The sequence below is a fragment of the Segatella copri genome (assembly GCF_015074785.1).
Lineage (GTDB): Bacteria > Bacteroidota > Bacteroidia > Bacteroidales > Bacteroidaceae > Prevotella.
Genome location: NZ_CP042464.1, coordinates 3,244,395 through 3,258,070 on the forward strand (window position 1 = coordinate 3,244,395; position 13,676 = coordinate 3,258,070).

Below are 13,676 nucleotides of genomic sequence, written 5' to 3' on the forward strand. Positions count from 1 at the left end.
TGCTAATTATTTTTCTATCGGATTGTATGGCTCAGCACGCTTGGAATGCTTCAGGATATTTCCTTTTTCATCCTTGATCTTTACAATTGCAGCATACTTGGCATCTTGAAGCAGATAGCCGATAGGGTCGGCATAGTATTTCTTGTAAATGGAGGTCAATGATTTGCGGTCGATAGGCTCGAAAGTCTTACCTTTATAATAGATAGGTATGGAGCCTTTGCCTGTTGTGAGTCCTACAGCTGTAAATCCATAATCGTTCTCGGAGTCGTGAGCCTTGAGTATCAATCCCGGCAGTCCGCTCAGCTTCCAGGGACCATTGTCAATAGGGATGTCTTCCGTGTACCATGCAATCCATGTTCTCCCCTTAAACTTGGCAATAGCCTGGTGGCACTCGTAACCGCAGATGGAATCGATACTGTCTGTGAGTTGCCAGTCTATCGGTTCCATCGGTTCAATGCACAAATATCTGTCAGCAGCAAAGAAATCGAGATAAGCGGTCTTGCCCTGTTCTGGATAGTTCTTATATACTTTCCAATTAATCTGTCCGCCATTACCGGAGAAATTGACAGGTATTCCTTTTGCCATATTTGCGGAGATGGTAGAGTCTCTTTGGAATATCGGATAACTGTAGAATGCGGAATACTTGTTGCCAATCTGCAAGAGCATTTTCTCTTCGATGCGGCCAATGATGGTGTCGGTCTTGGTATATTTCTTTTCGTAAATATACTCGGCATCATATACTACCTGATACTTTACCTGATCAATGGAATCTCCAATGCCAATGCTTGATTCATCGAACAGGTTTACTGTTTGAGCTTGGAGCATGCATGCATATAATGCAAGCCATGCTATTAATCAATACTCTGTTAATTCTTATGTAATCGATTGAAAATGAGAGAGTTAATTAACGTAATATAACTAATAAAATTTGGTTAAGTGGCTGATTATCAGTAACTTTATAGTTCTCTAAGCTCAAAGTTATATGACATCAGAACCACTCAACCAATATACGGAAATATGCAGAGATGCTATCAAAAGTTCATCTGCAAAGTTAAGCAAAACTTTCGAGAGTCTACTCTTGGAAATACTTTTATTGTACATGACGATACAAAGAAAGATAAATTTCACTCAAATGGAGCGTTACGGCACCCATTGTGAGCAGACCTACAGAACGAACTTCAACCGTGGTCGTGCTAAATGCATAGACTGGGTGAAGTTCAACCTTGCCCTATGCCGACGTTACTTGAATATGGATGGTCTATTGGCTATAGCCATCGATCCGAGCTACATCAGCAAGTCGGGTAAGAAGACTCCGCATATCGGTACTTTCTGGTCCGGTTGTGCAAGTTCCATGAAGCATGGGCTTGAAATCATGGGGCTTGCACTTGTCGATGTCCATGCCAACAGTTGCATGATGCTGCGCGCCCATCAGACTCCATCTACTGGAGAATTGAAAATGCGTAACATGACTCTCGTGCAACATTACATAGCGGTCATCAAGCGTTATAAGAAGGATTTGTTGAAGGTCACCGATATTGTTGTCGCTGACGCTTTCTTCTCTATCCGTCCGTTTGTGGACGGAATCAAAGAGTGCGGTTTCCATCTTGTCAGCCGCTTCAGGGATACTGCGAGCCTATATTATGTGTATACGGGACCTCGTTCCAATAAGCCTGGACGTCCCAAGACACTTGACGGAAAAATCAACTACAAGAAACTTGACCTCACACGTATGGCAGAGTTGCATATTGAAGGACTTGAAGGCACAGCCTACACACTCATAGCCTATTCAAAGGCATTGAAGCAGAAAGTGCGCCTTGTCATTTGGGTTATGCCGAACGGAAAACACAAGCTTTTCTTCTCAACAAAGACATCCATGTCGGGTGAGGAAGTGTTGCGCACATACCGCTCAAGATTCCAAATAGAGTTTTGTTTTCGCGATGCAAAGCAATATACTGGTCTTACGCATTGCCAAGCAAGACACAAGAACCAGTTGGACTTTTCCTATAATGCATCATTCGCATCACAGAATGTTGCGAAAGTGATGATGAAGGAAAATGAATTGCCGTATTCCATGGCTTCTTTCAAGGAGATTATGGCAAGCACATACATCGCTAAATTAATTTTCAACAAGTGTCGGAGAATACCGAACCGAAAGTTAATTAGTCATACTATCAAAGAACTCTTTGGCTGGCAACGTAAAGCTGCTTAGCCATTATCTCAAATTTTAACGAACTATTGATTAATAATACCTTTTTCATAATCTTCGTCTATTATTCATTATTTTATCTGTTTCATTCGTTTTTGTGATGCAAAGGTACTGAGATCATCCGATGAAATCGATGATTTCTGTTACTGAGTTATTATTTTTGCTTTTTTTTGTCTATTATTATTTTATTACTCTTGCCTTTGTTTACGGATTTTTCAGTAACTTTGCTGTCAAATTCAAAAGATCAGAAAAGTATGAACAGTAACAGTAAGCTGAAAATAGTATGGATGGTATGTGGAGTAGCAATCGCATTGTTGTTCTGCACGCAGGCATATTGGCTCCATCTTCAATGTCAATATAGCTTAGACCAGCAGGTAGAGCAATTCAAGAAGGATTGTGATGAAGTGTTAGCGCAAGATTTGAAGAATAGAAAAAAGTTGCAGGAGAATTCATCTACGAAAGGTAGAAGAGATACGGTTATGCTTAAGATAGAATCTGAATATGATATGAAGAAGGGATGTAGCCGTACTACGCTTTCTTTTTGGAACAATCACCGCTTTCTTGTCCGTTTGAATGATCCTGATCTTACGGGTGATGATGCTTATCTCATCATCAGCAGATATCTGGCTTATATAGGTAAGCATCCCTCGTTGGCTTCTTATCAAAGATTACTGGATGATAAGGGATATGGGAAGATATCCTTTTTTCGCCATCTGGATTACAAGACTGTCTTCCTGAATGCAAAATATGATGCCGAAGGCAGATGGTCACGTGTGGTGACGGTAAAGTATCAGACGAACCCAATGTTTCGCCAAGGTATTTCTTTTCAGGTGCCCATTCCTATTACTCGAACGTTCAAAGCCATGATGTGGCAATTGATAGGAAGCATCTTTCTCTTTTTCATATTGATAGGATGTCTGTATTATCTGGTGAAGACCATAGTCTTCCAGAAACGCATTGATGGCATTCGCCATGAGTTTCTGAAGAATATGATTTATGAGTTGAAGCAACCGAAAGAAGACGACAAAGGTGAAGAATCTGCTGTTTTTATCGGTTCCATTGCTTTCTACTATGCGCAGAATGAACTGCTATGTGGTAATTTCAGAGTAGTCATCACATCTCGTCAAGCTGAAATTCTGAAGCTTCTTGCCGAGAACCAGAACCAGCTTGTAGAGCGGGATTTCATATTGAATGAAGTATGGGGTGATGATTCATACTCCAATTCCCTTGCCCTGAACGTGCAGATTACCTATCTTCGCAGGGCATTGAACCTGGATGAAAAGGTAAGTATCGAAGCTGTCATCAAAAAGGGATATATCCTGCGAACCTGTTGATCTTGTTATCAACTCTCATCTTTTTAGAAAGGTGGAAGTTTTTTTATCTTAATTTATTTTGTCCTTCACCTATTTTGTTGTAACTTTGCAGTCGAAATTCGAATTTAAATTATTTTATGTAATTATGGCAAAAAAAGCTCTTTTAATGATTCTCGACGGATGGGGAATCGGTAAGCATGATAAGGGTGATGTTATCTTCAAGACTCCAACTCCTTATCTCGATTATTTGACAGCAGTTTCAGCACATTCTACTCTCCAGACTTGTGGCGAGGACGTAGGTCTTCCTAAAGGTCAGATGGGTAACTCTGAGGTAGGTCACCTCAACATTGGTGCTGGTCGTGTGGTATATCAGGACCTCGTTAAGATCAACAAGGCTTGCGAGAGCGGTGACATCTTGAAGAATCAGGAGATCATCAACGCTTACAGCTATGCTCAGAAGACTGGTAAGAAACTCCACTTGATGGGCTTGACTTCTACCGGTGGTGTTCACTCTTCTTTGGATCACCTCTTCAAGTTGATTGAGATTGGTAAGGAATATGGTTTGAAGGAGACATACGTTCACTGCTTCATGGATGGTCGTGATACAGACCCTAAGAGCGGTAAGGGCTTCATCGAGGAGGTGCAGGCTTGCTGCGACAAGAATGGTGCACACATCGCAAGCATCGTGGGTCGTTTCTATGCTATGGACCGTGACAAGCGCTGGAACCGTGTGAAGGAAGCATACGACTTGCTCGTTGAGGGTAAGGGTAAGCAGGCTGACGATATGGTGAAGGCAATGCAGGAGAGCTATGATGAGGACGTAACAGACGAGTTCATCAAGCCAATCAATAACTCTAAGGTTGACGGTACTATTCAGGAGGGTGATGTTGTTATCTTCATCAACTACCGTAACGACCGTGCCAAGGAGTTGACACAGGTATTGACTCAGCAGGATATGCCAGAGGAAGGCATGCACACCATCAAGGACTTGCAGTACTACTGCATGACTCCATACGATGCAGGCTTCCAGGGCGTTCACATCCTCTTCCCTAAGGAGAACGTAATGAATACCCTCGGTGAGTACTTGAGCGCACAGGGCAAGAAGCAGCTCCACACTGCAGAGACAGAGAAGTATGCTCACGTAACATTCTTCTTCAATGGTGGTCGTGAGACTCCATACGAGGGCGAAGACCGTATCCTGGTTCCTTCTCCAAAGGTGGCTACATACGACTTGAAGCCAGAGATGAGCGCTTACGAGGTAAAGGATAAGTTGGTTGGTGCTATCAACACTCAGGAGTACGACTTCATCGTTGTAAACTTCGCTAATGGTGATATGGTAGGTCACACAGGAATCTACAACGCTATCGCTAAGGCTGTTCACGCTGTTGACAACTGCGTAAAGGACGTTATCGAGGCTGCTAAGGCTAACGATTATGAGGCTATCATCATCGCTGACCACGGTAATGCAGACCACGCTATCAACGAGGACGGTACCCCTAACACCGCTCACTCTTTGAACCCAGTTCCATTCATCTACGTAACTGACAACAATTCAGCTACTGTAAAGGATGGTCGTTTGGCAGACGTAGCTCCTTCTATCCTCCATATCATGGGCTTGGAGAAGCCTGCAGATATGACAGGTGAGAACTTGATTTCTGACAACAAGTAAAAACGATTTTATATACCTCAAAAAAGTATCCTAAGATACTTGGCCAAGTATCTTAGGATACTTGCGTAAGTATCTTAAGATACTTTTGAATTTATATTAAGCATGAACGTAAAGATAGAAGAAAGTTGGAAACAGCATATAGGAGAAGAGTTCAACAAGCAGTATTTTGTTGACCTCACAAACTTCGTGAAAGAGGAATACCTGCGTACGCCCTGTTATCCTCCTGGCCGCTTGATTTTCAATGCCTTCAATCTCTGTCCTTTTGATGATGTGAAGGTAGTGATTATCGGACAGGATCCATACCATGAGCCGGGTCAGGCGATGGGACTGAGTTTCTCTGTGCCGGACGGAATCACTTTCCCACCATCATTGATTAATATATTCAAGGAGATTCAGATGGATCTCGGTACTCCGATGCCAGCTACGGGCGATTTAACCCGCTGGGCAAAGCAGGGAGTATTGTTGCTCAACGCCACGTTGACCGTTCGTGCCCATCAGGCAGCGAGTCATCAGCGCAAGGGCTGGGAGGAATTCACAGATGCTGCTATCCAGGCGCTCAGCAAGGATAAGGAGCATCTGGTGTTTATCCTTTGGGGCGGTTATGCCCGGAGCAAGGCGAAGCTCATCGATACAAGCAAGCATCTGATATTGGAAAGCGTTCATCCTTCGCCATTATCAGCCAACCGTGTCGGATGGTTTGGCAATCATCATTTCTCCCGCTGCAATGCGTATCTGCAGCAGAACGGAATTGCGCCTATCCAATGGTAGGTACACCGATTAATATATAGCTATCCACTCATGGGTAGCTATCATTATTTTTTATTATACACTCAAAGAAATTTATTCATCTCAAAAACATTATGAAGAAAGACGAACTGCGTATTCTGCAGGTGGGCAACGTATTGGTTTCACCTGATATTATCACCGAAAAATTCTGTTGCGACCTTGATGCCTGCAAGGGTGAGTGCTGCATCGAAGGCGATGCGGGAGCTCCTGTTACCCTGGATGAGATTATGGAGATTGAGGATGCGCTGGATGTGGTTTGGGATGATCTCTCAGCTTCTGCCCAGGCTATCATAGATAAGCAGGGCGTGGCTTATACCGATATTGAAGGCGATTTGGTGACGAGCATCGTGAATGGTAAGGATTGTGTGTTTACATGCTACCAGGATTTGAAAGACCTGGGCGATGGACATACGATTCCGAATTGTTGTCTCTGTGCCTTGGAGCGTGCTTATCGCGAAGGAAAGTCGAAGTTCAAGAAGCCTATCTCCTGTGCTTTGTATCCAATCCGTGCCAAGGATTTCGGCAACGAGGTGTATGGCATCAACTATAACAAATGGCGTATCTGCAAGGATGCCATCAAGAAAGGAGAGGAGTTGAATCTTCCGGTTTATAAGTTCCTGGAGGGTCCGTTGGTAGAGAAATTCAGCAAGGAATGGTATGATGAGCTTTGCGAAGTGGCAGAGCAAGTACTTGCCGAATTGGAAGACTAAATTCAGTTAGAGACTTTGGAAGATAATAGTTCCGAAGTCTTTTTTGTTTTATAAAAAAAGAGATTTCGAAACGCTGTTGAGCTTATTCCGAAATCTCTAATCCTTCTATATTTGTGATATTACTTCTTCTGAAGCCTTTATCCCATGTTATCACGAAATCTTTTTGATGCTCAGCATGGAAACGGTAATAGGCTTGCTCGTCCATTTCGCCACTGCATACATATTGGTTTCCGTTAATATGAAGTGTTGTTCCTTTGCTGGCATTGCGTATCGTGAGCCGGATGGTTCCACGGAACGGACGTCCGAAGTCTATACGGCATCCCTGATGATCAAATTCCTCCTGGTATGGTTCTAATACCATTTGAAGTTTGTTCTGGGTGAGGTATGGCAGCTGGTCAACAAAGATATAGTTTACCGTATCTTTGAAGGCGCCTGTCGGATGAACCCATCCTGAAGATTGGTATTCAGCCGATTTCCACTCAGTAGTGTATATTCTATTGTCAAAGTGTTCCTTTTCGTTGTAACTGCCGCCTTTCAGGGGCTTGCACCACCATGTTTCGTCTGCTTTATGATAAAAAGGAACAGAGTCTGTATACCAGCCATGAAGTTCCAGCGAGAGTTGTTTGCTCTTATTTCTTATTCTTCCTGGTGCATACCAGACCGCGATGATGTTTTCGCCCTTTTTCAGATATCTGGAGATATCTATGGTTTGCATCAGAAGGATGCTGTCTCTGGCTCCTTCGTTGAAAATGCTTGGCGTAGCATTTCTTTCGTTGATGTATAGGCGGGTATTTCCTCCACTTGCCATGTTTATCTCAGCCTTTAAAGGCTTTTGATCAAGATGATAGATTTTCCTGTATAATATCTCAGAAGAATCGTTGGGGAATGGATATGATACCCAATGGGTACCGAATTCCTGTGCATAGGAATTCAGCACCCAGAGAGTTGTAAAGATGAGAATTGTAAAATATCTCATAGATTATTATTTGTCTATTTTATGAGTTTTGTTTCGCCAGCCTTGAAATTTAATGCTTTCTGCTTACCATTATACTTGACGGTCAGGTTTCCGGCATTCTTGCTGGTGATGGAAGCTTTGCTGACCTTTCCTCCGTTCCATACGAGATTAATCTCGTAGTTTCCACGTGCTTTGATACCCTTAATTTCGCCTGCAGGCCATTCTTTAGGTAGAGCAGGAAGAAGATGCATAGTCTCGCCATCGCATTGCATCAGCATCTCGCATACACCTGCTGTGCCTCCGAAGTTGCCATCTATCTGGAAAGGTGGATGGGCATCAAAGAGGTTAGGGTAGGTGCCACCGCTGTGGTGTTTGCTGTCCTTGTAGACTTCAGGGCTTACGTAGGTGAGCAGCTTGCGGTATATCTGATAAGCTTTGTCGGCACGATGCAGACGAGCCCAGAGGTTGATTCTCCAGCCTGTACTCCAACCGGTGGAATTATCGCCCTTGATTTCCAGGGTCTTGGTTGCGGCAGCAGCAAGTTCCGGAGTCTTGTTTACCGAAATCTGATGGAATGGATAGAGCCCCAGCAGGTGTGACTGGTGGCGATGATGCCAATCCTGGTCTTCCCAATCGTGGTACCACTCCATCAGATTGCCCCGCTTACCGATGTGGTAAGGGCGCAGGCGATTGAGGGCTGATTGCAACTGCTGCTGGTAATCGTTGTCGATGCCCAGGGCTTTTGCTCCCTTGATGGTATTCTTGAAGAGCTCGCGGATGATGGCGAGGTCGGCGGTTCCGCCATAGAAACTGCTGCCACGGTAGCCCTTATCGGTAATGTAATCTGCCTCTGGCGATGTGCAAGGAGCAGTAATCAGCTCGTTTGGATTGTGTGGATTCGGGATGAGCCACGCAAGCAGGAAGTCGGCAGCCCCCTTCATCAGCGGATAGGCTGTATTGCGAAGATATTCGGTATCGCGGGTATAGTCATAGTGATCCCAAAGGGTTTCTACAAGCCAGGCTCCACCCATAGCCCAGTTGCTCCATTGCGGACTTTCGTTTCCGGTTCCTACAGGATTGGTCATTGCCCAGGCATCAGTGTTGTGTCCAGCGCACCATCCCTTATCGATACCATAGAAGTGCTGGGCATTGTGGCGACCTGTCACAGCCATACCCTCTACCAATCCGTCTACTGGGGCTACCAGTTCTGAGAGGTTCGCAACTTCTGCCGGCCAGTAATTTTCTTCCAGATTGATGTTGATGGTATAGTTGCCGCGCCATGGCGAACGGAGGGCTGGTGCCCAGAGTCCCTGTAGGTTGGCAGGCACTCCCTTGGTTCTACTGCTGCTGATGAGCAGGTATCTGCCATACTGGAAATAGAGCTGTTCCAGATAAGGGTTGTTCTCGTGGTTGTCGCTGTAGGCGAGCAACTGTTTGTCGGTAGGGCGGGTGGCATCAAACTTGGCTCCTTTCAGGTTCAAACTCACTCTATCAAAGAGTTTCTTGTAGTCGGCGATGTGACGCTGTTTGAATTCTTCGTAAGTGAAGTTGGCAAGGTGCCAGGCTTCATCGGTTACGTTCTCGATGTATGGAGCTCCTTCCTTCACAGGATGCTTGTCGAATCCGTTGTAACTTGTTTCGTTTACGAGATAGATGATAGCCTCGCTCACATTCTTCAGATGGAGTACAGAATCGCTTGCCCACACTTTTCCGTCGGTGTTCTTCACCTGAAGCATGGCACAGTAATGCGTACTGTTGGTTTCATCGCCGAGAACATGTCCCGTCATGGTGAGCTGTCCTCTGGATGCTTTTACCTGATGGGGAATGAGGGAAGTGAGTGAGATGTCGCTGTTGATGGATCTCTTCTGGGAGGCACTCAGCTTGATGGCAATCATCTTGTCGGGATGAGAAGCAAAATACTCTTTGGTGTATTGGATGCCGTTGCGCCTGTAATGAACAGTAGCCAGGGAGTTGTCGAGGCTCAGTTCGCGGTAATAATCCGTAAACTCGCCCTGGTTGCAGTCTTTGATATTGATCATGCCCAGTGGCTGATAGAACTCCGAGTTATGGCCTTGCACATAGTGTTGCAGGGAATCGGCGGTCTTGTAATCCTCCTTGAACAGCGCCTCTCTGATTTTCGGAATCCACTTGTAGGCTTCGCCACCTTCGTTGGGATTCACAGGCACGCCCGTCCAAAGGGTGATGTCGTTGAGCTGGATAGAGTCATTATTGGCTCCACCATAAACCAGCGCACCCAGTTTGCCATTGCCTAATGGCAGTGACTCTTCGAAGGCGTATGCAGGTTTGTTGTACCACAACTTGTTGGGTTGCAACTCTTTACTTACTGTTGTTGCCTGGCAGTTCCACGTACTAGAGGCAGCTAACGCAATCGTAAAAAATATATGCTTCATAAAGATGGTATTGTTGGTTTTAAAATTCGATGCCCGGAAACGAAGTCGGAAGGTGATGCTCATTGGATGAGGCTATCCAAAAAAGGGGGAAGACTCTCGCTGAGTCTACCCCCAATATGTTCGTGTTAACTTTAAGCGTCGATATTGGCGTAAGTAGCATTCTGTTCGATGAACTCGCGGCGTGGTTCTACATCATCACCCATCAACATAGAGAAAATCTCATCAGCCTGGGCTGCGTTCTCGATAGTAACCTGCTTGAGCAAGCGTGTAGATGGGTCCATAGTAGTTTCCCAAAGCTGCTCTGGGTTCATCTCACCCAAACCTTTGTATCGCTGGGTGTGGATATTCTTGTCTTCTACTCCATCTCCATACTTGTCGATGAATGCCTGGCGCTGCTGCTCTGTATAGCAATACTCGCTTACCTTGCTGCGATAAGTACACTTGTAGAGTGGTGGGGTAGCGATATACAGATGGCCTTCTTCAATAACCTTTGGCATGAAACGATAGAAGAGTGTCATAATCAATGTGTCGATGTGAGAACCATCGACGTCGGCATCGGTCATGATGATAATCTTGTCGTAACGCAACTTGTCGGTATTAGCCTCCTTGCTGTCTTCGCCATCTACACCGAAGCGGACACCGATACTTTGGATGATATTCATGACAGACTCAGCTTCGAATACCTTGTGCCACTGTACCTTTTCTACATTCAGAATCTTACCACGCAATGGGAGAATGGCCTGACGGAAACGGTCGCGACCCTGCTTGGCAGAACCACCGGCGGAATCACCCTCGACGAGGAAGATCTCGCATTCTTTAGGATCCTTCATTGAGCAATCGGCAAGTTTACCAGGAAGACCACCACCTGTCATGAAGTTCTTGCGCTGTACACTTTCACGTGCCTTGCGGGCAGCTATGCGGGCCGTAGCAGCCAGGACAACCTTTTCGCAGATTCGCTTTGCCTCGTCTGGATGTTCTTCCAGATAATCAGACAAAGCCTCGTTTACAGCCTGCTGAACGGCACCTTGTACCTCGCTGTTACCGAGCTTGGTCTTGGTCTGTCCCTCAAACTGAGGTTCAGCTACCTTGATGGAGATAACGGCAGTAAGACCCTCGCGGAAGTCTTCTGGTGCAATCTCTACCTTTGCCTTCTCAATCTGTTTAGAGATGGTTGGGTCAGCTTCTGCGTAAGCCTTCAAGGTGCGGGTCAACGCCATACGGAAACCAGTCAGGTGGGTACCACCCTCAATGGTGTTGATGTTATTGACGTATGAGTGGATATTCTCAGAGTAATCTGTGTTGTACATCACAGCAATCTCGATAGGAATACCCTGCTTTTCTGTCTTCAGATAGATAACATCATCGAAGAGATGAGTGCGGTGACGGTCTACGTAACGGACGAATTCCTTCAAACCATCCTTAGCGTGGAAAACCTGCTCCTTGGTCTTACCTTCCTCGTCAGGGCGCAAATCTTTCAAGGTAATCTTGATACCTGCATTGAGGAATGCCAACTCGCGCATACGGTTGGCAATGATGTCCCACTTATAGACAGTGTGAGTAAAGATGGTTGGATCTGGCCAGAACTGCTGGCGTGTACCGCGCTTGTTGGTTTCACCTACCACCTTAACCGGATAGAGAGGCTTACCCTTCTCATATTCCTGCTGGTAGATTTTGCCGCCACGGAACACCTGTGACAACATGTGGGTAGAAAGTGCATTCACACAACTTACACCCACACCATGTAAACCGCCAGATACCTTGTAAGAACCCTTGTCGAACTTACCACCTGCGTGAAGCACGGTCATAACGACTTCGAGGGCTGATTTATGTAGTTTCTCGTGCATATCCACAGGGATACCACGACCATTATCTTCTACGGTGATAGAGTTGTCTTCGTTGATGGTAACTTCGATGTCGGTACAGTAGCCCGCCATTGCTTCGTCAATAGAGTTGTCTACAGTTTCGTTTACCAAGTGATGAAGACCCTTTTCGGAGATGTCACCAATATACATCGCCGGACGTTTGCGAACAGCTTCCAGGCCTTCCAGAACCTGAATGTTACTCGCAGAGTAATTATTTGCGTTGTTTTGATTTTCTGCCATTTTAGTATTGTCTTATTTCCGTGCAAAGATACTAAAAAAAGCTGAGAAACAGGAACTTTTGTTTGTGAAAAATCACCAAAAAGTGAAGAAAAAACGTAGAATGTGAACTTTAGCGGCAAAAGTGTCTTGAAAAAGCTGTTTAATAATCGTTTTGCGCGTTTTTATAGGGTATGTTGTAGTATAAAACCGGTTGTGATGGGAAGATTTTATGATGCAGGAAATGGATAGTCGGGTTCATAGAAAAGAATAAGGCTGCGACCCTATAAAGGATTGCAGCCTTATTTATTTCTTTGCTTTGACTTATAAGTTAGGCCAACTTAGCGATGTGCTTTGTAAGACCAGACTTCAAGTTTGCAGCCTTGTTGTCGTGGATAACGTTGATCTTAGCCAACTTGTCTAAAAGCTTCTGAACAGTAGGATAGAGCTTTGCAGCCTCTTCCTTGTCAGACATGTTGCGCAACTTGCGGACAGCATTGCGCATAGTCTTTGCATAATACTTATTGTGCAAAGACTTCTTCTTGTCCTGACGGATTCTCTTGATTGATGATTTGTGATTTGCCATCTTCTTTATGTTATTTTTTTTATTTCTTAAATGTTTGTAGTCCCTAGCAGAGTCGAACTGCTCTTTAGAGAATGAAAATCTCTCGTCCTAACCGATAGACGAAGGGACCATTGCTTATTTGCGGGTGCAAAGTTACTACTTTTATTTGAATCTAGCAAATTTTTCATAGAAAATTTTCGCTAAATGCGCATTTTTTTGTATTTTTGCCCTGTTTTTCACTAATATTAGGCAAAATGGAGATAAAAACTAGTGCTATCGTATTGCAAACCATCAAGTATGGGGACTCTCAACTTATCGTGGATTTCTTCACCGAAAAGTTGGGAAGACTCTCCTTTATGGTACGTGTGCCTAAGTCATCTAAGGGGAAGATGAAACGGCAGCTTTTCCAACCGCTCATGGTCTTGAATTTAGAATTTGATTATCGTCCCAAGTCAAATCTGCAGCGCCTTAGGGATGTTTCGATTCAGATTCCATTCTCTGATATCCCTTTTTCTCCATACAAACTTGGCATTTCCATGTTCTTGGCAGAACTGCTTTCATATGCTACCCGTCATGAGCAGGCTAATGGTGCGCTCTATCTTTTCATACAGGACAGTATCGAATGGTTAGACCATGCTAAAGGTGCTATTGCCAATTTCCATATAGTCTTTATGATTCAGCTCTCTTTTCATTTGGGTTTTATGCCCAATATAGAGAGCGGTATGTCTGGCGATTATTTTGATTTGGTAGATGGATGTTTTGCAGCTCATGTTCCTTCGCATGTACATTATTTAAATAAGGAAGATTCTATGCGGCTTGTGTCTTTGTTCCGTTTAGACTATAAAACAATGCACCTCTACACAATGTCTCGTATGGAACGAAACAGGTGTGTAGAGGTGATACTGGAGTATTATAAACTTCATTTGCCAGGTTTCCCGGAAATGAAGAGTTTTGCTGTTCTTCAGGAACTGTTTGCTTAGTCT

11 protein-coding genes are annotated in these 13,676 nt (G+C 44.6%); 6 read left to right on the forward strand and 5 right to left on the reverse strand.

Annotated elements, in window-relative coordinates:
- Window positions 1-6: 6 nt before the first annotated feature.
- Window positions 7-825 (reverse strand): GLPGLI family protein, encoded by an 819-nt coding sequence (locus FO447_RS13340; protein ID WP_200756766.1) that lies wholly within the window; start codon window positions 823-825, stop codon window positions 7-9.
- Between the two features lie 157 nt (window positions 826-982).
- On the opposite strand from FO447_RS13340, the gene FO447_RS13345 reads away from it, so the two are divergent.
- From FO447_RS13345 to FO447_RS13365, 5 genes are all read left to right on the forward strand, one after another.
- A complete protein-coding gene (locus tag FO447_RS13345) occupies window positions 983-2,209 on the forward strand; it encodes a transposase (protein WP_117664388.1) in 1,227 nt (408 codons plus the stop codon).
- A 251-nt stretch (window positions 2,210-2,460) separates the two neighbouring features.
- A complete protein-coding gene (locus FO447_RS16350) occupies window positions 2,461-3,540 on the forward strand; it encodes a winged helix-turn-helix domain-containing protein (RefSeq protein WP_437181648.1) in 1,080 nt (359 codons plus the stop codon).
- A 124-nt stretch (window positions 3,541-3,664) separates the two neighbouring features.
- Window positions 3,665-5,188 carry a 2,3-bisphosphoglycerate-independent phosphoglycerate mutase gene (gpmI, locus tag FO447_RS13355; protein WP_200756768.1) on the forward strand — a complete coding sequence of 508 codons (1,524 nt, stop codon included), beginning with the start codon at window positions 3,665-3,667 and terminating at the stop codon, window positions 5,186-5,188.
- 102 nt (window positions 5,189-5,290) lie between these two features.
- On the forward strand, window positions 5,291-5,956 hold the full coding sequence (locus FO447_RS13360) for a uracil-DNA glycosylase (protein ID WP_200756770.1): 666 nt from the start codon (window positions 5,291-5,293) through the stop codon (window positions 5,954-5,956).
- A gap of 92 nt (window positions 5,957-6,048) precedes the next feature.
- Entirely contained in the window at window positions 6,049-6,684 is a 636-nt protein-coding gene (locus FO447_RS13365) for a DUF3109 family protein (protein WP_118079652.1), read from the forward strand.
- Between the two features lie 82 nt (window positions 6,685-6,766).
- Here FO447_RS13365 and FO447_RS13370 read toward each other — a convergent pair whose 3' ends face one another.
- The 4 genes from FO447_RS13370 to rpsT form a co-directional block, all read right to left on the reverse strand.
- A complete protein-coding gene (locus tag FO447_RS13370; protein ID WP_117728176.1) occupies window positions 6,767-7,660 on the reverse strand; it encodes an alpha-L-rhamnosidase N-terminal domain-containing protein in 894 nt (297 codons plus the stop codon).
- Between the two features lie 14 nt (window positions 7,661-7,674).
- Window positions 7,675-10,050, reverse strand: coding sequence for a glycoside hydrolase family 95 protein (locus FO447_RS13375; RefSeq protein ID WP_200756772.1), 2,376 nt, complete (start codon window positions 10,048-10,050; stop codon window positions 7,675-7,677).
- Between the two features lie 131 nt (window positions 10,051-10,181).
- Window positions 10,182-12,152, reverse strand: a complete 1,971-nt coding sequence (gene gyrB, locus FO447_RS13380; RefSeq protein WP_022121274.1) for a DNA topoisomerase (ATP-hydrolyzing) subunit B — start codon at window positions 12,150-12,152, stop codon at window positions 10,182-10,184.
- 307 nt (window positions 12,153-12,459) lie between these two features.
- Window positions 12,460-12,714 carry a 30S ribosomal protein S20 gene (gene rpsT, locus FO447_RS13385; protein ID WP_200756775.1) on the reverse strand — a complete coding sequence of 85 codons (255 nt, stop codon included), beginning with the start codon at window positions 12,712-12,714 and terminating at the stop codon, window positions 12,460-12,462.
- Between the two features lie 233 nt (window positions 12,715-12,947).
- Here rpsT and recO point away from each other — a divergent pair, with 233 nt between their 5' ends.
- On the forward strand, window positions 12,948-13,673 hold the full coding sequence (recO, locus tag FO447_RS13390) for a DNA repair protein RecO (RefSeq protein ID WP_022121275.1): 726 nt from the start codon (window positions 12,948-12,950) through the stop codon (window positions 13,671-13,673).
- The last annotated feature ends 3 nt before the right edge of the window (window positions 13,674-13,676 follow it).